Origin of the sequence: Pseudomonas gingeri (genome assembly GCF_013385635.1) — a bacterium.
GTDB lineage: Bacteria > Pseudomonadota > Gammaproteobacteria > Pseudomonadales > Pseudomonadaceae > Aquipseudomonas > Aquipseudomonas gingeri_A.
The window spans coordinates 106272-128761 of record NZ_JACAPR010000028.1 but is presented as its reverse complement, the minus strand read 5'-3'; the positions used below and the strand labels follow the sequence as shown (position 1 = coordinate 128761).

21 protein-coding genes are annotated in these 22490 nt (G+C 62.9%); 11 read left to right on the top strand and 10 right to left on the bottom strand.

Annotated features, from left to right (window positions below; translation table 11 throughout):
- Positions 1-70: 70 nt before the first annotated feature.
- The 3 genes from HX851_RS28925 to HX851_RS28915 form a co-directional block, all read right to left on the bottom strand.
- Complete coding sequence (locus HX851_RS28925; protein WP_177064147.1) at positions 71-466, bottom strand: DUF1640 domain-containing protein; 396 nt, start codon at positions 464-466, stop codon at positions 71-73.
- A 129-nt stretch (positions 467-595) separates the two neighbouring features.
- Positions 596-1816, bottom strand: coding sequence for a diaminopropionate ammonia-lyase (locus tag HX851_RS28920; RefSeq protein ID WP_177064146.1), 1221 nt, complete (start codon positions 1814-1816; stop codon positions 596-598).
- Between the two features lie 45 nt (positions 1817-1861).
- Positions 1862-3124 (bottom strand): Zn-dependent hydrolase, encoded by a 1263-nt coding sequence (locus HX851_RS28915; protein ID WP_177064145.1) that lies wholly within the window; start codon positions 3122-3124, stop codon positions 1862-1864.
- A gap of 143 nt (positions 3125-3267) precedes the next feature.
- Between HX851_RS28915 and HX851_RS28910 the strand changes: the two genes are divergently transcribed.
- From HX851_RS28910 to HX851_RS28895, 4 genes are all read left to right on the top strand, one after another.
- On the top strand, positions 3268-3732 hold the full coding sequence (locus HX851_RS28910) for an Lrp/AsnC family transcriptional regulator (protein ID WP_177055566.1): 465 nt from the start codon (positions 3268-3270) through the stop codon (positions 3730-3732).
- Between the two features lie 129 nt (positions 3733-3861).
- Positions 3862-4392 (top strand): DUF3087 domain-containing protein, encoded by a 531-nt coding sequence (locus tag HX851_RS28905; RefSeq protein WP_177055564.1) that lies wholly within the window; start codon positions 3862-3864, stop codon positions 4390-4392.
- A gap of 78 nt (positions 4393-4470) precedes the next feature.
- On the top strand, positions 4471-5490 hold the full coding sequence (locus HX851_RS28900) for a hypothetical protein (protein WP_177064144.1): 1020 nt from the start codon (positions 4471-4473) through the stop codon (positions 5488-5490).
- 88 nt (positions 5491-5578) lie between these two features.
- The gene (locus tag HX851_RS28895) at positions 5579-6934 is read left to right on the top strand and encodes an MATE family efflux transporter (protein ID WP_177064143.1); all 1356 of its coding nucleotides are present in this window, start codon (positions 5579-5581) and stop codon (positions 6932-6934) included.
- 17 nt (positions 6935-6951) lie between these two features.
- Here HX851_RS28895 and HX851_RS28890 read toward each other — a convergent pair whose 3' ends face one another.
- The gene (locus HX851_RS28890; RefSeq protein WP_177055557.1) at positions 6952-8166 is read right to left on the bottom strand and encodes an MFS transporter; all 1215 of its coding nucleotides are present in this window, start codon (positions 8164-8166) and stop codon (positions 6952-6954) included.
- Between the two features lie 107 nt (positions 8167-8273).
- Between HX851_RS28890 and HX851_RS28885 the strand changes: the two genes are divergently transcribed.
- The 3 genes from HX851_RS28885 to HX851_RS28875 all read left to right on the top strand — a co-directional run bounded on the left by HX851_RS28885 (position 8274) and on the right by HX851_RS28875 (position 10996).
- On the top strand, positions 8274-9233 hold the full coding sequence (locus tag HX851_RS28885) for a LysR family transcriptional regulator (protein ID WP_177055555.1): 960 nt from the start codon (positions 8274-8276) through the stop codon (positions 9231-9233).
- 104 nt (positions 9234-9337) lie between these two features.
- Positions 9338-9949 (top strand): LysE family transporter, encoded by a 612-nt coding sequence (locus HX851_RS28880; RefSeq protein ID WP_177055554.1) that lies wholly within the window; start codon positions 9338-9340, stop codon positions 9947-9949.
- A 66-nt stretch (positions 9950-10015) separates the two neighbouring features.
- Positions 10016-10996, top strand: a complete 981-nt coding sequence (locus HX851_RS28875; protein ID WP_177055552.1) for an arsenic resistance protein — start codon at positions 10016-10018, stop codon at positions 10994-10996.
- Between the two features lie 6 nt (positions 10997-11002).
- Here HX851_RS28875 and HX851_RS28870 read toward each other — a convergent pair whose 3' ends face one another.
- Together HX851_RS28870 and HX851_RS28865 are read right to left on the bottom strand one after the other, a co-directional pair.
- Positions 11003-11401 (bottom strand): hypothetical protein, encoded by a 399-nt coding sequence (locus HX851_RS28870; RefSeq protein ID WP_177055550.1) that lies wholly within the window; start codon positions 11399-11401, stop codon positions 11003-11005.
- Between the two features lie 238 nt (positions 11402-11639).
- Complete coding sequence (locus tag HX851_RS28865; protein ID WP_177055548.1) at positions 11640-12257, bottom strand: TetR/AcrR family transcriptional regulator; 618 nt, start codon at positions 12255-12257, stop codon at positions 11640-11642.
- A 93-nt stretch (positions 12258-12350) separates the two neighbouring features.
- Here HX851_RS28865 and HX851_RS28860 point away from each other — a divergent pair, with 93 nt between their 5' ends.
- Positions 12351-12971 carry an NAD(P)H-dependent oxidoreductase gene (locus HX851_RS28860; RefSeq protein ID WP_177055546.1) on the top strand — a complete coding sequence of 207 codons (621 nt, stop codon included), beginning with the start codon at positions 12351-12353 and terminating at the stop codon, positions 12969-12971.
- Positions 12972-12994: 23 nt separating this feature from the next.
- Here HX851_RS28860 and HX851_RS28855 read toward each other — a convergent pair whose 3' ends face one another.
- The 3 genes from HX851_RS28855 to HX851_RS28845 form a co-directional block, all read right to left on the bottom strand.
- A complete protein-coding gene (locus HX851_RS28855) occupies positions 12995-14440 on the bottom strand; it encodes a SulP family inorganic anion transporter (RefSeq protein ID WP_177055544.1) in 1446 nt (481 codons plus the stop codon).
- 151 nt (positions 14441-14591) lie between these two features.
- Positions 14592-16097, bottom strand: coding sequence for an amino acid permease (locus HX851_RS28850; protein ID WP_177055542.1), 1506 nt, complete (start codon positions 16095-16097; stop codon positions 14592-14594).
- On the bottom strand, positions 16094-17389 hold the full coding sequence (locus HX851_RS28845) for a class-III pyridoxal-phosphate-dependent aminotransferase (protein ID WP_256262293.1): 1296 nt from the start codon (positions 17387-17389) through the stop codon (positions 16094-16096). Before HX851_RS28845 ends, HX851_RS28850 begins: the two co-directional genes overlap by 4 nt.
- 200 nt (positions 17390-17589) lie before the next feature.
- Between HX851_RS28845 and HX851_RS28840 the strand changes: the two genes are divergently transcribed.
- Positions 17590-18483, top strand: coding sequence for a LysR family transcriptional regulator (locus HX851_RS28840; protein WP_177055540.1), 894 nt, complete (start codon positions 17590-17592; stop codon positions 18481-18483).
- Between the two features lie 21 nt (positions 18484-18504).
- Here the strand turns inward: HX851_RS28840 and HX851_RS28835 are convergent, their stop codons facing one another.
- On the bottom strand, positions 18505-19539 hold the full coding sequence (locus HX851_RS28835) for a D-cysteine desulfhydrase family protein (protein WP_177055538.1): 1035 nt from the start codon (positions 19537-19539) through the stop codon (positions 18505-18507).
- A gap of 191 nt (positions 19540-19730) precedes the next feature.
- Between HX851_RS28835 and HX851_RS28830 the strand changes: the two genes are divergently transcribed.
- Both HX851_RS28830 and ggt read left to right on the top strand, forming a co-directional pair.
- The gene (locus HX851_RS28830) at positions 19731-20657 is read left to right on the top strand and encodes a LysR substrate-binding domain-containing protein (protein WP_177064142.1); all 927 of its coding nucleotides are present in this window, start codon (positions 19731-19733) and stop codon (positions 20655-20657) included.
- A gap of 83 nt (positions 20658-20740) precedes the next feature.
- Positions 20741-22468 carry a gamma-glutamyltransferase gene (gene ggt / locus HX851_RS28825; RefSeq protein WP_177055534.1) on the top strand — a complete coding sequence of 576 codons (1728 nt, stop codon included), beginning with the start codon at positions 20741-20743 and terminating at the stop codon, positions 22466-22468.
- Positions 22469-22490: the final 22 nt, after the last annotated feature.

Genomic DNA, 22490 nt, shown 5'->3' with positions numbered 1-22490 from the left:
AATAAAAAATTCTGTTTTGCGATTTGAATGATCAATCGAAATGATGATTCAACCGTTGTGTCATGTTGAATCAGGGTGTCAGCAATTCGAACGCCAGCTTGAACAGCGGAATGGCGACGCAGACGATGACCAGGCCAATCTGCCATCGCATCACATTGATCTGTGACTGCATGCCCGACATCGACAATCGCAGCTCCGCTCCCTGTTCCTGCATCGATAGGCGCAGCTCGCTGCCTTGTTCCCCGATCGAGTTGCGTAGCTCATTGCCCTGTTCGTTGATCAAGCTGCGTAGCTTGTTACCTTGTTCCTTGATTGACGTCTGTAGACGCTCTTCGGTCTGTTGCAGGTCGGACTTTGACGCAAAATCCTGCATGTCGGCCTCCCAGGCATCTACCACAGCCTTGGCTTTGTCGGTCGGAGCGCTGGTGGCGACCAGCGCATCGTATAGGCTCAGGGATAGTCTCATCGTTGCTCCTGCAATAGACGATAGCGATTCTGGTGGAATAATCGACTCAAACTTGCAGGGTCTGATAGTCAGGCTTTTCTTCAGATTTTGTAGGTAAGTCCTTAGCCTTTTGCGCGCCGTTGATCGTTTCTATGTGGCCTGGCGAAGTGTCCATTCTCGTTGGCGTCGGGCAACCGACTGGGCCGTCTCTCCCACCAGCGCCTGGTAGACGGAGGGAGCGGTGGCGCCCTCGGTGCTGATCAGCAATACCCGCGAGCGCTCATCCAGGCCGACCTCGGCCTTGAGTTCCGGGGATTTGAGCAGGTGGACCAGTCCGGCCAGCCCGGCGACCGCCGATTCACCCGCGATCAGCGGCGTGTCGCGTCGACTGCCACCGGCCAGGAGGCGCATTGCGTCGACCGCTTCATCGTCTTCGATCGCCAGGAAGTGATCGATGCCCGGACGCAGGAATTTCCATGCCAGGGGAGAGGTTTCGCCACAGGCCAGCCCGGCCATTACCGAGTCCACCGAGCCCTGGGTCCGGCTGGCACGACCACTGATGGCACTCTGTAAGAGGCAGTCGGCCTGCCGCGGTTCTACCACGATCATCCGTGGCCGGGCCTGCCCGTGGTGTTCCCAGAAGTAGCTGGCGATCCCGGCGGCCAGGCCGCCGACGCCGCCTTGCAACAGCAGATGAGTAAAGGCAGGTTGTCCACGGTGCTGTTCGAGCACTTCGGCGGCAATGGTGCCGTAGCCTTGCATCACGTCGCGGGGGATATCCTCGTACCCCTCATAGGAGGTGTCGGAAACCACCCACCAGCCATTGGCGGTTGCCAGTCGCGCAGCCTCTTCGACGGAGGCGTCATAGTGGCCGCTGATGCGTACGATCCGCGCGCCATAGGCGGCGATGGCGGCTTCCCGTTCGTGGCTGACATTCGCATGCAGGACGATAACGCAACGGCAGCCGATGCTTTGCGCCGCCGCCGCCAGCGCACGCCCGTGATTGCCATCGGTGGCGCTGATGACCGTGAAGTCGGCCAGTGTGTCGCGATAGTCGCCGTTGAGCAGGCGCGCCACGTCGAAGTGCCGTTGCGCAAACTGCCGAAGCAGCAGGTGCAACAGGGCGACCGGGGCACCCAGGGCCTTGAAACTGCCGAGTTCGGAGCGTGCCGATTCATCCTTCACGCACAGTTGGTCGATGCCCAGGCTGGCTGCCAGGTCCGGTAGTTCGAACAGCGGCGTCGGGCCCGGGTTCAGCCGGTTCCAGCCGGCCAGCCAGGCACGGCTCTGGTTGGCTTGCTCAATGTTGAGAATGGCCTTCAGTTCATCGGGGTAGTCCTGGCGGCAGGCATTTTCATTGGTGATCAGCATGGAACACTCCAAGGGACGGGAAGCGGGCGTGGGACTCGCGGGCGATCAGCGGCAAGTGGCGAGGCGGCGGGTCACAACGTCGAGCAACACCTCGGCGCCCTTGAGCAGTTGCTCGTCGTCGGTGTGTTCCCGAGGGTTGTGGCTGATGCCGCCTTGGCTTGGCACGAAGATCATCGCCGCCGGGGCGATACGGGCGATCATCTGGGCGTCATGTCCGGCCCCGGAAGTCATGCGCCGTGACGAGAATCCCAGGCGCCGGGCCGAGGCCTCGATTTCATCCGCCAGCCCGGCATCGAAGACCACCGGTTGGAAGCGCACCAATTGTTCGCACTGGATACGTACACCTTCCTGCTCGGCGATTTGCCCGATGATGGTGGCCAGGCGTTGCTCGGCCGCCTGCAGGCGAGTCTCGTCCGGATCGCGCAGGTCGACGGTGAATGTCGCCTTGCGCGGGATCACGTTGATCACATCCGGTTCGAAACGCATGCAGCCGACAGTCGCCAGGGTGGTGCCGGCCGAAGCCAGGGCGATCTCGCGCAATTGACTGACCAGGGTGCTGGCGGCCCAGCCGGCATCGTGGCGCAGGTTGATCGGGGTGGTGCCGGCATGATTGGCGTTGCCCTGTACCGTGACCAGCTGCCAGGAGATGCCTTGCAGGTTCTCGACCACGCCGATCAGGGTGTTTTCCGCTTCCAGGATCGGTCCCTGTTCGATGTGCAACTCCAGGTATTCATGGGGCACGATACTGCCTGGCGGTAATTCGCCAGCGTAGCCGATACGCGCCAGCTCATCGCCCAGGCGCGTGCCGTCGGTGCCCAGGATTGATAGCGCCGCTTCGAGCGTCAGGCCACCGGCATGCACCAGCGAACCCATCATGTCCGGCTGGTAGCGTACGCCTTCTTCGTTGCTGAACGCGGCAATCACCAGCGGTCGGGCGGGGTATTCGCCGACTTCGCGAAAGGCGCGGGCCACTGCCAGCCCGGCGAGCACGCCGTAGCAGCCATCCAGCGCGCCGGCATTGGTCACGGTGTCGATATGGGAACCGATCATCAGTGGGGCCTGCGGAGTCTCATGCCGTGGCTGCAGGGTGCCGAAGATATTGCCTATGCGATCGATCTGCACCTTGAGTTGCAACTCGTTCATCCACTGGACCAACTGATCACGTCCCGCCTTTTCCGCGTCGGAAAAAGCGATGCGTGTACGTCCTCCCGCCTCATGGTCGCGTCCGATCTCGCCAAGCACCTGAATCTGTCGCAGGAGTTCGGCGCTGTTCAAGCGTGGGGCGGTAGCGGGTACGGAAAGGGGCATCGGCAACTCTCTGGTCTGGAAGTTCTGGGCGTGAGTGAAATAATATCTCGCCTACTACTGACTGTTTCCTTGAAATTAAGGATTTTGGTGATGTTTTCTTGCATCATCGAGCAGGTCTTATCAATTTTATTGCGAGGTGCGCCATGGGCCTGGACGAGTTCGACCGCCAGTTGATCGCTGCGGTCCAGGAAGATGCGGGACTGTCCCAGAGTGAGCTGGGCGAACGGGTCAACCTGTCGCCGGCAGCCGTCAATCGCCGGCTCAAGCGTCTGGGCCAGATCGGTGCCATCCGCAAGACCGTCACCCTGGTCGATCCCGCCGTGCTCGGTTATCCGCTGACGATCATTGCCGAGGTCGAGGTGGAAAGTGAGCGCCTGGACCTGCTGGATGCAATGAAGCGCAGCTTTGCCGACTGCCCCCAGGTCCAGCAGTGCTACTACACCGCCGGAGAGTGGGATTTCGTCCTGATCCTGGCGGTCAGGAGCATGGAGCACTACACCGAACTGACCCGGCGGCTGTTTTTCGAGAACAACAACGTCAAGCGTTTCAAGACGCTGGTTTCCATGAGCTGCGTCAAGGCCGGCCTGCAGGTGCCGGTCGACGAGTAGCTGCCAGGAACGCTCCAGGCGAGTATCAAGTCGATAGTCTGGAAACACTTTTCATTGACTTGAATGCCCCCGTGCCGCTCATCAGGCCCGATAATGCCGGGCTTCCCTCACTCCAGGCGTCTCACCCCCATGTTCGAAATCAAGCCGTTCAATCCCGAGACCTATCGGCAGCAGACCCGGCGCAGCACCCTGATCATCGCCGTGGTTTTCGTCGTGCTGGCGATGCTGCTGTCCGGGCTGGCGGTGATGTTGTTCGGTACGCCCGGTGGCGACAACTTCCGCTTCAATGCCGGTGGCGTGTTCGCGGCCGTGTTGCTGATGGCGGCGCTGATGCGCCAGGTATTCTGGTCGCAGCCGTGGATGGCCGCGGCGGTTTACGGTTGGCAGCTCAAGCGCAGCCTGATGCGGATCACCAACGTCATGCACCAGGTGACCGCGCAGGTACAGGTCAACGATCCGGTGGCGATGAAGCTGCTGCGCTTCTATCACCTGGGGGTGATCCAGATGCACCAATTGGACGGCAATTCCAGTAGCCTCAGCCAGATGCTCCATGAGATCGACCGGCACAAGGCGGCCATGGACGCGTCGGGACTCGATACCGAGCAGACACGGCTGCAGCCGCAGTGGCTGGAATCGATCAGGAACACTGCCACGCGCTAGACCCCGGGCGACCTATACTCAAGGCATTCGAAGGCGTGCGGCCGGCCGTGGCCGCGCCTGTTTCAGGGAGTGGCAAGCGTGAGTCGGCGTGGGTGGATCGTCGCCTTGATCGCGGTGCTGGTCGGATGCGCCGGCCATGAGCGCGCGCAACAGGTGCCGGTAGCGGTCAACGTCAGCCCGCAGACGTGGCAGCAAGTCGACGTCGATCTGGTGCTCGCCTCACAGGAGGCCACGCGCCAGGCCGAAGAGTATGCCCGCGGCGCCATGGACCATTGGCGAACGCGGGTCTACCAGCAGACCGACGAAAAATTCCTGCCCTGGTACAACAGCTACTGGACCCAGGAATGGCTGTCGGTCAAGGTCGGCTGGTACAAGCTCAACGAACGCGGCGAAGCGGATCCGTCGGCCAGGCGCCTGGCGGTGTACCTGCAGGATCAGTATCAACGGCGGGTGCTGGTGCCGGTCGCGGTGGAGATCGATCCGGAGGCGATTCTCGAGCAGTCGACGCAATTCTATGTGGAACTCATGGGCCGCCAGGCCCAGGCTATTGCGCAACGTCATGGCGTGCCGTCGGCGCAACTGGACCGACACCTGCAGGCCATTCCCGCGATCACGCTGGGGCCGCCTTCGGCACGCAATGCTTCGTTGTATCAGCTATTGCAGGCGCACCCCCTGAACACCTTGCCGGCCTATGCGGCCCTGGCCGAAAGGGCTCGGACAGCCGGAGGAGCCATATCGGACGAGCCGGGCGCCGGTATATCCGCGGTAGCCAGGCAGACCCGCGAAGACCTTGAAGCCCAGTTCGCCGGCCGGGGCGTGGCCGGTGCCGTCGCGGCGGCGGTAGGGCGGGTGGCCGGGGCGATGATTTCCGTTGGCATGGTCGGGATTCGTGCCATGAGTCACGAGAGCGACCGGCCCAATACCGATGCGCAGATTCGCAAGAGCCTGGGAGAGGCCTTCGACCAGGCCTGGCTGAAATCGATGAACAGTCCTGGAACAGGAGTCATGGCGGGCGTTTATTATCTGTCGGGGCAGATCGAGGGTAACCTGGCGATCACCGCCAGGGAGCCGGTATCCCGAGAGATCTCCGGCCCCTGAACATGTGACGCAAACTCATCCCGAAGGCTTCTATTAAGGTAGAGTCGGCGCCTACGTCGATGCACATCATCAGGGATTCGAGTCTTTCATGCAGCCACGCCCGCAACGCCCCCTCTGGCAGGTCTACCTGGTTTTTCTCGCACCCATGGTGCTGTCCAACTTCCTGCAATCGTTCTCCGGCACGCTCAACAGTATCTATATCGGGCAGATGCTCGGCACCCAGGCCCTGGCGGCGGTGTCCGGCATGTTCCCGGTGGTGTTCTTTTTCATCGCCCTGATCATCGGCCTGGGGGCAGGCGCCTCGGTGCTGATCGGGCAGGCCTGGGGGGCGCGCGAGCCGGAGGCCGTCAAGGCCGTGGTCGGCACGACCCTGGCCCTCGGCGCGTTGATCGGGCTGGTAGCGGCGGTGCTCGGGAGCATCTTCGCCCGGCCTGCCTTGCAGGGGCTGGGCACACCCGCCGACGTGCTGGACGATGCCGTCCGTTATGCGCAGGTGATGATGCTGATCATGCCGCTGCTGCTGCTCTTCGTGCTGTTCACGCAGTTGCTGCGTGGAATCAGTGACACGGTATCGCCGCTGCTGGCGTTGCTGGTGTCCACCGGTGTCGGTCTGTTGCTGACCCCGGCCTTGATTCGCGGCTGGCTGGGGCTGCCGCAGATGGGCATCCAGAGCGCCGCATTGGCCGGCCTGGCGGGGACGGCCTGCGCCATGCTGTTCCTGGCCCTGCGCCTGCGCCACAAGAACAGCGTCATGGCGCCGGACCGCGCCCTGCTGGCGGCAATGCGCCTGGACCGGGCGATCCTCGGCAAGGTCCTGCGTATCGGCCTGCCGACCGGCTTGCAGATGATCGTGCTGTCGTTGTCCGAGCTGGTGATCCTGTCCCTGGTCAACCAGCACGGTTCCCAGGCCACGGCGGCCTATGGCGCGGTCACGCAGATCGTCAACTATGTGCAGTTCCCGGCGCTGTCGATCGCCATCACCGCCTCGATTCTCGGCGCACAGGCCATTGGTGCCGGGCGCCAGGAACGGATCGGCCCGATCCTGCGTACCGGTCTGCTGATCAATACCTGCCTCACCGGCGGCCTGATTGTCCTCGGCTACGGGCTCTCCCATTGGCTGCTGGGCCTGTTCATCACCGACCCGGCCACCCGGGCGACCGCCGAGCACCTGCTGCATATCATGCTCTGGAGCCTGCTGGTGTTCGGCTTCCAGGCCGTGATCGGCGGCATCATGCGCGCCAGCGGCACGGTGATGGTGCCGGTGCTGATCATCATCTTCTGCATCGTCGGGATCGAGTTGCCGGTGGCCTACCTGCTCGATGCCCACCTGGGTCTCGAAGGTGTGTGGATGGCGTTTCCGGCGGCCTACATCGGCATGCTGGTGTTGCAGAGCGCCTACTATCGGCTGGTATGGCGACACAAGCGCATCGAGCGCCTGATCTGACCCTGGGCAACCCTCGTTCAAACGGTGCGTCGGCCAGGGAGAAAGGCATGGCGCCTGGCTTGCCAGGCAACCAGCAGGCCTGCCAGCAGCCAGGCCACCAGCGTCCAGGGAAGGAACGCGGCGCCCTGTGTTTCCAGGGCCACGGCGCCGACGATGCCACTGCCGGCATAGGCCAGGTTGAACACGGTGACGAGCATCGACTGGGCTTGTTCTGCACCATCGCCGGCAGCATCTGCCAGGGCGGTCTGCAGTAACGTCGGTGCGCCACTGAAACTCAGGCCCCAGAGTGCGACGCCGATATACAGCACTATGGGTGATCGACCCCACAAGCCCAGGCCCAGGGCGACCAGTGCAAAAGTCCCCAGGCTCAGTAGTACCAGCGCGCGCAACCAGCGATCAACCAACAGGCCGACCAGCCAGACGCCCAGCATGGCTGACAGGCCGAACACCAGCAGTACCTGTTCGAGGGCGATCCCGGGACTGACGCTTTCCAGGAAGGGGGCGATGTAGGTGTACAACGTGTAGTGGGCCATGATCCACATCCAGACCACAAACAGCACGGGGCGCACGCCCGGTGTGGTCAATACCTTGCGCAGCGACTGGCGTGGCACCTGCTGTTCGGCGGGGGCCTCGGGGACGCTCAGTCGTATCCAGAGCATCAGCAGCAGACTCAGCGTCGACAACAGGCCGAAGATCACGCGCCATTCAACCAGCTTTGCCAGCCAGGCACTCAAGGGCACCCCCAGGGACAGGGCCAATGGAATACCCAGCATGGCCAGGGCCAGGGCGCGGCCTTGCAACGAAGCGCCGACCATCCTGCGCGCGCAGCCGGCCATCAGGCTCCAGGCCAGCCCGGTCGCCAGGCCGACAATGAAGCGGGCCAGGAGTATCAGACCGTATGAGCTCGACAGGGCCGTTACTGCATTGCAGATAAAGAACAGGGCGATGCTCAGCAGCAGGAGTGAACGGCGTCCGTGATTGCGGGTGGCCAACGTCAGGGGAATCGCTCCCAGCCCCGATCCCAGGGCGCAAAGCGTCACCCACTGGCCAGCCAGAGCCTCGGACACCTGGAAACTATCGGCAACCTGCGGCAGCAATCCGGCGGGCACGGTTTCATTGGCAGTGGCGATAAAGCTGCTCAGTGTCAGGGCCAGCAAGCGAAGGAGCGGAAGTCCGGCGGCGGTGTCGGATTGGTTGAGCGACGCAAGCGTCGTGACTGTCGGTTCTTTCATGGTCCGGATGATCTTCCAGGGTGGATTTCAGGCCTGAAAGGTTGCGGGATCGTCTTGTATTTGATAATTGGTTTATTATTTGAATGACTTTCAAATCTGGATAGAGAATGGCGACTGACAGGCTTGGGGATATGCGGCTGTTCGTCGAGGCCGCCGCGCAGGGCAGTCTCTCGGCGGGCGGTCGGTTGTCCGGTCTGTCGCCGGCCGCCGCCAGTGCCCGTCTTATCAAGCTGGAAGCAGCATTGCAGGCCAGGCTTTTCGACCGGACGACCCGCCGCTTGCGCCTGACCGAGGAAGGGCGCATCTACTTGCAACACTGCCAGGCGGCCTTGCGCGCCATCGAGGAGGGCGAGCAAGCCTTGCAGGCTGTGCGCGGTGGCGTGCGGGGCAAAGTGCGGCTTTCGGTGCCGGCTGACCTGGGTCGCACCCTGATCAACCAGTGGCTTGATGCATTCTGCGATCTCTACCCGGAACTGAAGATTTCACTGACCTTGTCCGACTCCGTGTCGGACCTGCTGCAGGACGACATCGACATCGCGATTCGCTTCGGGCTACCCCAGGACGACTCACTGGTAGCGCGGCATCTGGCATCCAACTGGCGGGTGCTCTGTGCTTCGCCCGGTTACCTGGAGCGTCACGGCGAGCCACGAACAGTTGCGGACCTGGCGGATCATCACTACGTCGTGCTGGTGACCACGGCCGGTCCGTTGAATGTGTTCCACTTTCTCGATCACGAGCAGCACCGGACCTACACCGTACCCCTGGACCGGGCCTGGGAAACCAACGATGGTGCCCAGGCCCGGATCTGGGCGCTCGCAGGGCGGGGGATTGCACGCAAGACCATCTGGGACGTGGCCGCCGATATCCGCGCCGGCAGACTGCGAGTCGTACTTCCCGGCTTGAGTATCGGCGAGGCGGGGGTTCATGCGGTTTTCCATCGCAGCCGGTACATGATGCCGCGCGTGCGGGTGCTGCTGGATTACCTGGTCGAGCGTTTTGCCGACGCGAGTGAAGCGCTGTTGTGCGACATGGTCGCTCCTCGCCCGGCGCAAGTGCCCGGACGGTAGTGGACCGAGTGGCGGGAATAAACATCGGGTCCCGGGTGTTATTGATTATTGAGCCGGGGATGCGCATTCTGGCTGTTCGCGGCAACGGATGAGGAGTACAGGTGATGTTGGGTGTCAGTAACTACGGAGCCTTTGTGCTCGCGTTCGTGATTCTGCTGTTGATTCCGGGACCGGGCAATTTCGCCCTGATCACCTCGACCGGCAAAGGTGGCGTGCGTGCCGGCCTGGCGGCGACAGTGGGGGTGATTCTCGGCGACCAGGTGCTGATGTGGCTCGCGGTGGCAGGCGTGGCCTCCCTGCTCAAGGCCTATCCGGCGGCGTTTCATATCGTGCAGTGGCTGGGCGGTGCCTACCTGTTCTACCTGGGCAGTCGGTTGCTGTTCGCCAAGACCGGCGGCGCGATGCCTTTTGAAATGAAGCCCCACCAGTACCTGCGCCAGACCATGGTGATCACCTTGTTCAACCCCAAGGCGATCCTGTTCTACATGGCGTTTTTCCCGCTGTTCATCGATCCGACCCAGCATCCGGGCATGGTGACCTTTGCCTTCATGGCGGTGACCGTCTCCTCCTTGACCTTCCTCTATGGCCTGATCGTGGTGCTGTTGACGCACTTCTTTGCCGAGCGAGTCCGGGCGAGCCGCAGGCTGACCACTGTGCTGGAAAAAGTCGCCGGCATGTTCCTGATCGGCTTTGGCATCCGCGTGGCGGTTCAGTAGTTGTCCCTCGACGAATGTCCCGCTGGTGCATAGGCTGACGGCTTTTTTGCCGCAGAGGGACGCGTCTTGAATCGGGACACACTTGAGCAGAAGCAGATACCGGTCTATTTCGTCGCGGTGATTGTCGCCGCGCTGATCGGTCTGGCGGCACCCGTTATCGCCGAAGGCCTGAATGCCCTGGTGACTCCGGCCATCGCGGTGCTGATGTATGCGATGTTCCTGCAGATCCCGTTCCTCGACCTGCGTCGTGGCCTGGGCGACAAAGGCTTCATGGCGGCCTTGCTGCTCGCCAACTTCGTGTTGATTCCTCTGCTGGTATGGGGACTGAGCCGCGGCCTGGTGGGACATCCGGCGATTCTGGCGGGAGCACTGCTGGTGCTGCTGACACCCTGCATCGACTATGTGGTGGTGTTTACCCATATCGGCAAGGGGGACTCGCGCAAGGTTCTGGCGGCCACTCCCATCCTCTTGCTGCTTCAACTGGTTTTGCTGCCGGCGTACCTGGCTTTCATGCTGGGCAGCGAGTCCGGGGTGGTGATCTCCATCGGGCCGTTTGTCGACGCCTTTCTCGTGCTGATCGTCGCGCCTTTGCTGTTGGCGGTGATGACTTCCGGGCTGTGCCGGCGCTCGCGGCTCGTCAACGCCTGGAACGACGCCTGGGCCTGGTTGCCCGTACCGGCCATGGCCGCAGTGCTGATAGTTGTGGTCGGTTCGCAGATTGCCTCGGTGGTGCGCGATATCGACCGGCTTGCCCCGGTGATCCCGGTGTATCTCGGCTTCCTGTTGCTGGCGCCGCTTATGGGAGCCCTGGCTGCGCGACTCTGCAAGTTGCCGGCGAGCAGTGCGCGGGCGGTCACCTTCAGTGCGTCGACGCGCAACTCCCTGGTAGTGCTGCCACTGGCCCTGGCGCTGCCCGAGGATATCCGTGGCCTGGCCGCCGCCGCCGTGATCACCCAGACATTGGTCGAACTGGTCGGAGAGTTGATCTATATCCGCGTCATTCCGGCACTGGTCTGGCGCAGGCGCTCGCAAGAGCCTTTGCGCTGAACGGATCTACAGCTCCTCGATGGCCGCGCGGATCTGATTGGCGACCGGCTGTTCCAGCGTGCTGTAGAGCTGCGCCAGGACCCGGCCGCTTTTCGAGCGATAGACATGGGGGCCGGCCAAGGCCCTCAAGGTTTGAAAATGCTCCTGCAAATGATCGCAGTACTCACGGGTTTCACAGACAAAGAACTGCCCGCCCTTGGGCGCGATGCTCGGGAACGCCACTTCCACCCGTTCCTTGTAGGTGTTCGGCAGCAGGCTCAGGGGCTTACGCTTGGGGTAACTCACGGCGTTGAAAGGGACGCCGTTGGCTTTCAGGGCATCGAGTACGGCATTGGCGGTGGGGGTGGCATCGCTGCCACAGGCAACCAGGGGCAGGCCGGCGATTATCAATAGAAGGGCTTTCATCCTGACATTCCTTGTTTCATCAAGCTTTCCATCAGTGGTTACTGACTGAAACTGGCAGGTGGGTAGGGTGTTTTGTACTGGAGATTGTGCAGGACTGGTGTTTCGATCGTTGTAAGTCGGATCGCGATATTCAGTGGTTGTTATCCTGAATGTCGTCAGCGGTATCGTATGTCGGACCTGATTGCATAAACGGTATCCAGGCAATCAGGCTCAGTAAAGTGCGCAAACGTCCTGTGTATCAGTGACGAGCGCTTCTTTCCACCATCGCAACTATGGTCTCAAAGAGCTCGTCCTGCGCCTGCCCAGGGGAAATCTCGCCCAATGCGGCGGCGTGGGACAGGGCTTCTGCCGCACCGAGCATCGCCCGCAAGCCGGCTGTACCAATCACGCCTGCACGGCTGAAAGGCGCGAGAACACTTCGGCATTTCTCCAGGAAGATCACCTCATAGTCGCGCTTGATCTGCTCCAGTTCCGGCGAACTGGCCAGGGCGGCGATCACGCCCGGAATCTCCCGGCCCTGCTGCAATACGCATCGCACATAAGCGCTGGCAATCACCCCCGCAAAGCCGGCCAGGGTTTGCTCACTGGCTTGAAGTGCCGCGTCCATCAGGGCGGTCTGGCGCAGGTCATAGTCCTGGTAAAGCGCTCCAAGAAGGCCGGGGCGGGTGGTGAAATGATCGTAGACCACTGGCTTGGTTACACCGGCCTGCTCGGCGAGCCGTCCCAGGGTCAGGGCATCGGTCCCTTCCTCGCGCACCAGTTGCCACGCCACATCCAGCAACTGGCGATGGCGGTCCTCTCGGGTCAGGCGTCGCCGGGGCAGGGATTCGGAAAGCGGTTTTTTGCTGCTTGACATGCTTATATACCAAAAGTAACTTACTAATAGTAACTTGCCTCGAGCATATCAAGGTTTGCCTTTGAGCCGCAATCAACCTGCCGGAGTATCGCCATGCATGCCCTTATCGTTGTAGCCCATCCTGAACCCCATTCCCTGAGCCACGGCCTGGCTGCACAGTTGGGGGAGGGCCTGGTGTCGACGGATGCCGGTCATTCGTTTGAAATCGCCGATCTTGCGGCGCAAGGTTTTGATCCCAGGTACACCGCGGGCGATCTGGCCGTGCATCGCCATCACGCGGCATTCCCCGCCGATGTGGCCGCCGAACACGTGCGCCTTGAGCGCGCCGATGCACTGGTGCTGGTATTCCCGGTGTACTGGTGGTCGATGCCGGGGTTGCTCAAGGGCTGGATCGATCGGGTATTCGCCAATGGCTGGGCTTTCGACTACAGCCTGGATGGACCCTTCGTGAAGAAACTCGGGCACTTGCAGGTGCATCTGATCGGGGTCGGTGGCGCCGATCCGCAGACCTTCGAGCGCCATGGTTATGCCAATGCCATGAGGACCCAGATCGATCATGGCATCTTCGATTACTGCGGAGCGACGGTGGTGACTTCCTCGTTGCTGCTCAACTCGGAGAGCAACGACCCGCGGGTACATCTGGACAGCGTGCGGGAAATCGGTCGAGGCCTGTTTGCCAATGCACGCCATCCCGATCTGACCGAGATGGCTTGAACCGGACAAGAGGGGCCGGCGCTTCACCCATGCTGTACCCCGGCCCGTTTCAGCAGTTGCTTGCAACGCTCGGACAGGTGCTCCACCCGCAAATGCTTGCCGGCTTTGGCATACCGCTCCCGCAGGCTCTTCAGCGCGGCAATCGCCGAGTAGTCGACAAAGCTCAGGTGGCGGCAATCGAGCACCACTTTCTGCGGATCGTTGGCGGGATCGAACAGGTTCTGGAACGGCGTCGTCGAGGCAAAGAACAGCGTGCCGTGCAGGCGATACAGCTTGCTGCCGTCGGCCTCTTCATGGGTATCGGCATACAACTCGCGGGCGTGCTGCCAGGCGAAGTTGAGCGCGGCGATGAGGATCCCGCACAGCACCGCCGTCGCCAGGTCGGTGAACACGGTGATCACCGTCACGGCAATGATCACCAGCACATCGTTCAGCGGCACCTTGTTCAGCACCCGCAACGAAGCCCAGGCGAAGGTCTGCTGGGACACCACGAACATCACCCCCACCAGCGCGGCCAGCGGGATGCGCTCGATCAATGGCGAGAGAAACAGCACGAACAGCAGGATCATCACCCCGGCTACCACCCCGGACAACCGTCCTCGGCCGCCGGAGCTGAGGTTGATCACGGTCTGGCCGATCATGGCACAGCCACCCATGCCACCGAACAGGCCGGAGACCATGTTGGCCGCGCCCAGTGCCACGCATTCGCGGTCCGGGTAGCTGCGGGTCTCGGTGATTTCGTCGGTGAGATTGAGGGTCAGCAGGGTTTCCAGCAGGCCCACCAGTGCCATCAGCAGCGCATAGGGTGCGACGATATGCAGGGTTTCCAGGTTCCACGGAATCTGCGGCAGCGTCGGCGCGGGCAGGCCGCCGGCGATATGGGCCATGTCCCCGAGTGTACGGGTCGGCAGGCCACAGAGGTAGACCAGCAGGCCGACCCCGAGGATCGCCACCAGCGCCGGCGGCACCGCACGACTCAGGCGTGGCAACAGGTAGACGATCGCCATGGTCAGCGCCACCAGCCCGAGCATCAGTGCCAGCGGCTCGCCGCTCAGCCAGCCATCACCGACCTTGAACTGCTCCAACTGGGCCAGGGCGATGATGATCGCCAGGCCGTTGACGAAGCCGAGCATCACCGAGTGCGGCACCATGCGCACCAGCTTGCCCAGGCGCAGCAGGCCGAACGCAACCATGATCAACCCGCCCAGCAGCACCGTGGCCAGCAGGTACTGCACACCGTGCTGTACCACCAGCGCGACGATCACCACGGCCATGGATCCGGCAGCTCCGGAAATCATCCCCGGGCGTCCGCCGAACAGCGCGGTCAGGGTACAGATGATAAAGGCTCCATACAGGCCCATCAGCGGGTTGAGGTGGGCGACCAGGGCAAAGGCGATGCACTCGGGTACCAGGGCGAAGGAGGTGGTGAGTCCGGCCAGGACATCGGCGCGTAGACGGGCGGGTTTCATGGTTTACCTGAAGTGGGGGCCAGCGGGGGCAAGCGAGGGCAGGGCGAAAATGCAGGAATGGTACGGAAATACCGACGATGCGGCCAGCCTGTTGGCGTATCGCGTCAATGACAAAGCCCCTCACGGGGCCTTGTCATTTATCGTTTTCGCATTACCCCAGCCGCTGGGTGCTCGGCCCCGCGGTCCCTTCATTGAGGCGCTTTCTCAGCGACACCACCCACCACAAGGCGCCGACGCCGAGGGTGATCCCGGTGGTCAGTGCGCCGGTGTGGCTTTCTTCCGGCACGCTCAGGGTGAGGATCACCGCCAGTGCCCAGAGTGCCCCCAGCAGGATCATCGGCAGTAACCAGCGACCCAGGCTGAAGACGCCTTCGGGTGCTTGCGGCATGCGTCCGTTCCTGTAGGCCAGGTAGGCGGCAATCAGGGTCAGCAGGTAGGTGCAGTAATAGGTCAGCCCGACCATTGAATAGATCGCTGTGACGAACCCGCCACTGGCCAGGTTGAGCAGCACCGCGATCGCGGTGATCAGCACGATCGCCGCTACCGGCGTACCGAAATGCGGGTTGATCCGCGCCAACACCCTGGAGCCGGGCAGCATATTGTCCCGCGACAGGGCGAAGGTCATGCGTGTCGCTACCGCCATGTTGGCGATCAGGCAGGCCAGGATCGAGGCAAAGGCGATCACGATCATCACCGTGCCGGCGGCATTTCCCAGTTGCAGTCGGACGATATTGATCACCGGGTTTTCCGACTGCTTGAGCAGGTCGCCAACCGAACCGGGAATCGCGATGCTCAACAGGGCGAACACCACGAAACCGAGCACGCTCGACACCACCACCGCGCGGATCATCGCCCGGGGAGCGGCCCGGCGCGGGTCCTTGGTTTCCTCGGACAGATCCGCCGCGCCTTCCCAGCCCAGCAGCACCGAGACCGGCAACAGCGTTGCCAGGGCCAGGGTGGTGAAGCTGATCTCGCCACCGCTGACCGGCGCCGCCGACGTGAGGATCGCCACGCCCTGGGTATGTTCGAAGAAGAAAAATACCCCGAGGAACAAGGCAATCGCCAGCAGTACCGTACCGATGATCTCGATGATCGCACCGATGTCGTTGATCCGTGTCGCCAGGCGGATGCCGCAGATATTCAACAGCCCGACCACCAGCGTCGCGCCGATGCTCAAGCCCTGGATCTGCCCCTGCGTGGGATTGGCCCAGATCTCCGGTGCGAACACCGTGCCGATGGCGGCGGACGTTGCCGCCGTTCCCGCGACAAAGGAGATAAAGGCCACCCAGCCGGTAAACCAGCCGAAGTGATTGCCCGCCAGGCGGCTGGACCACTGGTAGGCATAGCCGGTCAGTGGAATGCGTCCGGCCAGGTGGCAGTAGACCATGACGATGCAGCACACCAGCGGGATCACCAGCAGCCACAAGAGGATGCCGATGCCACCGACCCGGTTGAACGGATCGGCGAACAAGGTCACCACCCCGGTATTGATCGAGACCATCGAGAAGGCCAGGGCGAAAGACGTGAAGGCACTCATGGTGCGGTGCATCTTCTGCTCGTAGCCGAGGCTGGCGAGGTCCGCATCGTCCTGGGTCATGCCGCTGGCGGGCGGTTCGGCGCCGGCCAGCGGGCGATTGCTTTCAAGGACTGTGCTCATGACCGTTGTTCCTCGATGATGCCCAGCACTTCATCCAGTACGTCGAGGGCCCTGGCCAGCAACGGACGCTCGATATCCAGGGGCGGCTTGATCTTGATCAGGTTGCCCAGCCCGGCATAGCGACTCTCACCGAACAGCACGCCGCGTTCGACGCCCAGGCGATACACCTCATGGGACTCGCGACAGGCCGGCTCCTTGGTATGGCGGTCCTTGACCAGCTCGATGGAGGCCATCAGCCCCGGGCAGCGTACATCGCCGATCAGCGGATGGCGTGTCTGCATCTCCAGCAGGCGCTCGGTGGTGTATTCCCCGGCCTCTCTGGCCTTCTCGCACAAACCGTCGGCGACAATCGCCTCGACCGCTGCATGAGCTGCCGCCAGCGAAACCGGGAAGTGCCCGAATGTCAGCGCCTCTTCACCCTCGTCGAACCAGCGCAGGCGATCGTCGGCGAGAATGCCCGCCAGCGGGAAGCCACCCCCCACGCCTTTGCCGAAGACGATGATATCCGGCACCACATCGTAGTAGTCCGCTGCCCACATGGTGCCCATGCGCCCGAATCCGGTCTGTACTTCATCGAAGATCAATAGCACGCCGAGGCGGTCGCAGAGCTCGCGCACGCCCTTGTAGTAGGAGCGCGGAAACTCGATGTGCCCGCCGTTGCCCTGGATCGGCTCCAGCATCACCGCCGCCACGCCGCCATCGACGCCTTTGACAATAGTCTCTTCCAGCAGACCGAGACAGAGCTGCGATTCGAGTTCCGGGTCCAGGCCCAGGCGTGTGCGGTAGGGGTTGGGATGCGGCACGCGGGTAAAGCGCGGCTGGATCGGCAGGAACGGATTGTTCGGGTGCGGCCAACTGGCGCCGAGGGTGGCCAGGGAGCGGCCGTGGTAGCCGTCCTGCAGGACGATGAGATTCTGCGCGCCGGGGCGGTTCTTGAAGGCCAGCTTCATCGCCATCTCGCCGGCCAGGCTGCCATGCAGGGCAAAGCCCATCTGGTTCAGCGAGGCAGGGGAAACTTCGCGCAACCTGGACACCAGCCGGGTATGGGCGGCGGAGCCGAAGTTGGGGCGGATATGGGTCATGTCCCGCAACTGGGCAATCGCCGCTTCCACCACGCGCGGATCGTTGGCGCCGAGGTTGTTGGACCACGCCTGGGCGGTGCAGTCGATGTATTCCTTGCCCTGGTCATCCCAGACCAGCGAGCCACGGGCCTTGACCAGGTTGATCTTGTCGGCCGGATGGGCGGCGGCTGTCGGGGCAAGGTTTGTCGGGGATTGGGTCACGTCATTCATCTGCTTATCTCTTTTGTTCGGGGCAGTGTTCGTGGTTTTGCAGTGTCTTGTTCTGGACGCTCGCCTGCATCGAGCTGGATCGATACTAGCGCCGGGGCGCGGGGCTTTAGAAAGACCGATTAGCGGCTGATTAATTGGCACCGCTTATAAGTCGTGCCATGATCGGCCGAGCTGTCGAGGGCTGTCGGGGAGGGGAAGAGATGCTGATCAACGGGGTTGATATTCGCCAGTTGCGGGCGTTTGCCATGGTGGGTGAAGAACTGAGTTTCGTGAAGGCGGCGGCACGCCTGCATGTGTCCCAGCCGGCGCTGTCGCAGACCATCCGCCAGTTCGAGGGGCAACTGGATGTGCCGCTGTTCGAGCGCAATACCCGCAAGGTGGCCCTGACCGAAGCCGGCGAGGCGCTGCTGCCGCAGGCGGTGGAGATCCTCGAGAAACTGGCGCGGATGGCGCAGACCGCCAGCGATCATGCCGTGGGGTTGCGCGGTTCGCTCAAGGTCGGTTTTCTGATCGGTGCGGGTGTCGACCTGATGCCGCGCATCCTCAGTTCATTCGCCCGGCGCTTTCCCCAGGTCAAGGTGCTGGTCAAGGAGTTCGATTTTTCCGAGCCCCATGCCGGCATTGCCGAGGGCATGGACGTGTCGATCCTGCGCCCGCCCCTGGAGTTGCCGGAGGTCGAGTTGATCACCCTGGTGGAAGAGGATTGCGTCGCCTGCCTGCCGAGTACCCACCGACTGGCGGCGCAGGCTTCGGTGAGCATTTTCGACATACTCGACGACCCCATCGTGGCGGCACCGGGGAGCAATACCTGGCGCAGTTACTGGACGGCGGACCAGTATCGCCAGGGCCGCAGTGCCCCGGTCATCCACGAGGCCTCGACGGTCGAGAGTGAACTGCAGGCGGTCGCCTCGGAGCGCGGGATCAGTATCACCGCGGCATCCACGGCGCGTTTCTATTCCCGCCCGGGGCTGTCGTTCCCGGTGATCCGCGATATGCCGCCCTGCACAGTGTGCGTGGCCTTGCCGGTCCAACCCAGCGTGGCGGCGCGCAATTTCGCCGAACTGGCGCTGGAGGTCGCCGGGCGGGCGGAGTGACTGCGCCCGCCCGCTAAACCGTCACGCTGGCTGAAATGTCTGGCGATAGGCATAGAGGCCCGGCGAGCCGCCGGTCATCACGAACAGCAGGTTGTCGCCCGGCTGGTAACGGCCTTCGCGCAGGTCGGCCAGCAAGCCGGCGAGTGCCTTGCCGGAATACACCGGATCCACCAGCAGCCCTTCGGTACCCGCCAGCAGGCGCACGGCCTCGAGCATGGCTTCGGTCGGCGCGCCATAGGCGCTGCCCAACTGGCTGCCGTCGATATGTATCGCCGCGCGCTCCAATGTTGGCTGATGCCCCAGCAGGTCGAGGGTGTCGCGGGTCAGCTGCCAGGTACGCCCGACCGAAGCCGCCTCATCGGCGAGCACCGACCAGGACTTCACCAGGGCCGCGCCACGGCCCATGGCCTCGAAGCCGGCAGCCAGCCCGGCGTGGGTCCCGGCACTGCCGTTGGGCACGAACACCCGCTGGAAGTGCAGCCCCAGGTCGGCTTCCTGCCGGACGATCTCCTCGGCGCAACGGGCATAACCCAGGCTCCCCAGGGCAGTGGAGCCGCCGATCGGGATCACCAGCACCTTGCGTCCGCTCTCGCGCAGTTGCGCGGCCCGCTCATTGGCCATCGCCAGTGAGTCGGAGCCGGCGGGCAACAGGTGCAGGCGGGCACCGAACAACTCATCGAGCAGCCGATTGCCGTTGTGTTCGTAATCGAGGCCGGAAACCACCGCCGACTGCGTCAAAACCAGTTCGCAGGCGAGTCCCAGGCGTGCCGCGGCGGCGGCCGTGAGTCGGGCATGGTTGGACTGCAGGCCGCCGACGGTGATCACCGTGTCGATCTGCTGGCGCAAGGCCTCGCCGAAATGGAATTCGAGTTTGCGCAGCTTGTTGCCACCGCCACCGAGGGCCATGAAATCATCGCGCTTGAGATACAGGCTGATACCGCTGGCCTTCGCCCCCAGTGACTGTTCAAGGCGATGCGCCCGCTGGATCGGGGTCGGGCCGTCCAGTAAAGGGGCGCGGGGAAAATGCTCGAGGGTGTTGGCAAGCGTGCTGGTCATTGTCGGTCTCTCGTGGATTTGCCGTTCAGGGTAGGCGCCGATCGATCGCGGATAAAGGCACGGCACGTTAATTGATTGATAACCCTGGGTTAGCAATCGGGCGGCTGCGTCGATGGCGAGCCGTTGATTGACTTGCGATTATGGCCATGCATGATGGCGACCGTGTCGTGGCCCGGCCAAGGGGGGGAATAATGAGCAAACTCAGGCAAATGGAAGTGTTCGTGGCGGTGGTGGAAGCAGGTAGTTTCGCCGATGCGGCGCCGTTGCTGGGGATGTCGGCCGTCATGGTGGGCCGGCATATCCAGCATCTGGAACAGGCCCTCAAGGTCCGCCTGATCCAGCGCACGACTCGTCGCCAGACAGTGACCGCCGAAGGCCGGCTGTTCTATGAGGAAGCGCGGCTGGCCCTCGAACAGGTCGATGCCGCCTTTGCCCGCCTTGAGTCCTCCAGCGACAGGCCTGGCGGCTTGCTGCGGATCACTGCGCCGATGACACTCGGGGTGGCGCTGGTGGCGCCGCTGGTGGCGGCGTTCATGCAAGCCTTCGAGGATGTCCAGGTCGAGCTGATCCTCGGCAATGAGATCATCGACCTGCAGGAGCGCGCGTTTGACCTGGCGTTCCGGGTTTCGGAGTCGGTGGACGTCAGTCTCATGTCCGTTGCCCTGGCGCCTTACCAGATGCTGATCTGCGCATCGCCCGACTATCTGGCGCGACAGGGGACTCCGCTTGAGCCCGCCGATCTGTCCCGTCATCGCATCCTCACCCATACCTCCTGGCACAACCGCTTTGCCTGGCCATTGACCGATGGTACGGAGGAGGTGCCGTGGCCGGAAAAGGCCGTGCTCAAGAGCAATGACGGCCAGGTGTTGCTACAGGCGGCGCTGGCCGGCAACGGCATCCTGATGCAGCCGGATTTCCTCGTGGCCCAGGCGCTGGCCGAGGGGCGTCTGGTTCGTCTGCTGGACTCCTGTATCCCGGCACCCAAGCCGGTGCACATGGTCTATCCCCGCTCGCGGACACCGGTGCCCAAACTGGAGGCCTTCGTCGGGTTCGTGTCGCGACATTGCTCCGTCGGGCAATCTGGTACGGCGAAAAAGTCGGGGATTGGTACTAGGTGAATTGTCCTGCAGCGGCTACCTTGTAAAGGCCCGCGCAGACAGGAGTCTGCGTTTTCAGCAAATAAAAACAAGAGAGTCGGCTTATGAAGTTTGAACCCCTTGCGCGCTCGCTCCTGGCGACAGCGCTGATTCTGGCTGTTTCCCCCGTCCACGCAGCTTCCCAGGCACCGGTCGCCGGGGAAAACGGCATGGTGGTCACGGCGCAGCACCTGGCGACTCATGTCGGTGTCGACGTCCTCAAGGCTGGCGGCAACGCGGTCGATGCCGCCGTCGCGGTGGGTTATGCGCTGGCGGTGGTCTACCCGGCGGCGGGCAACCTCGGTGGCGGCGGTTTCATGACCGTGCAACTGGCCGATGGCCGCAAGACCTTCCTCGATTTCCGTGAAAAAGCGCCCCTGGCCGCCACGGCCAACATGTATCTGGACAAGGACGGCAATGTCATTCCCGACCTGAGCTCGAAAGGGCACCTGGCGGTCGGCGTGCCGGGAACCGTGTCGGGCATGGAATTGGCGCTGGAAAAATATGGCACGAAAAAACGTGCTGAAGTCATTGCCCCGGCGATCAAGCTCGCCGACCAGGGCTTCGTGCTGGAGCAGGGCGATATCGACCTGCTGCACACGGCCACCGCCGAGTTCAAGAAGGACATCCACGATTCCGGTTCGATCTTCCTGAACAAGGGCGAACCGATGCAGGTCGGCCAGAAGCTGGTGCAGAAAGACCTGGCCAGGACCCTGCGGGAGATCTCCGCCAAGGGGACCGACGGGTTCTACAAGGGCTGGGTCGCCAAGGCCATTGTCGATTCCAGCCAGGCCGGCAAGGGCATCATCACCCAGGCCGACCTCGACAAGTACAAGACCCGGGAACTGGCGCCCATCGAGTGCGATTACCGTGGTTACCATATCGTCTCGGCACCGCCACCCAGCTCGGGCGGCGTGGTGATCTGCGAGATCATGAACATCCTCGAAGGCTATCCGATGGACAAGCTGGGCTATCACTCCGCCCAGGGCCTGCACTACCAGATCGAGGCCATGCGTCACGCCTATGTCGATCGCAACAGTTACCTGGGCGACCCCGATTTCGTCAAGAATCCGGTAGCCCGCCTGCTGGACAAGGGGTACGCCGAGAAGCTGCGGGCGGCCATCGATCCGCAGAAAGCCGGGATTTCCAAGGACATCAATCCGGGCACGGCACCCCATGAAGGCAACAACACCACCCATTACTCGATCGTCGACAAATGGGGCAACGCGGTGTCGGTGACCTACACCCTCAACGACTGGTTCGGGGCCGGTGTCATGGCGAGCAAGACCGGGGTCATCCTCAATGACGAGATGGACGACTTCACCTCCAAGGTCGGCGTGCCGAACATGTACGGTCTGGTCCAGGGCGAGGCAAACGCCATTGCTCCGGGCAAGACGCCGCTGTCGTCGATGAGCCCGACCATCGTCACCAAGGACGGCAAGACCGTCATGGTGGTCGGCACGCCGGGCGGCAGCCGGATCATCACCGCGACCTTGCTGACCATCCTCAATGTCATCGACTACAAGATGAACATCCAGGAGGCGGTGGATGCGCCGCGTTTCCACCAGCAGTGGCTGCCGGAGGAAACCAATATCGAGGCGTTCGCGGTGAGCCCGGACACGCAGAAGATTCTTGAAAGCTGGGGGCACAAGTTTGCCGGTCCCCAGCCTCTGAATCACCTGGCGGCGATCCTGGTCGGTGCGCCTTCCCTCGATGGCAAGCCGGTGGGCAACAACCGCTTCTACGGGGCGAATGACCCGCGCCGCAATACCGGGCTGTCGCTGGGCTATTGACCCCTGGCATGTGACGAAGCAG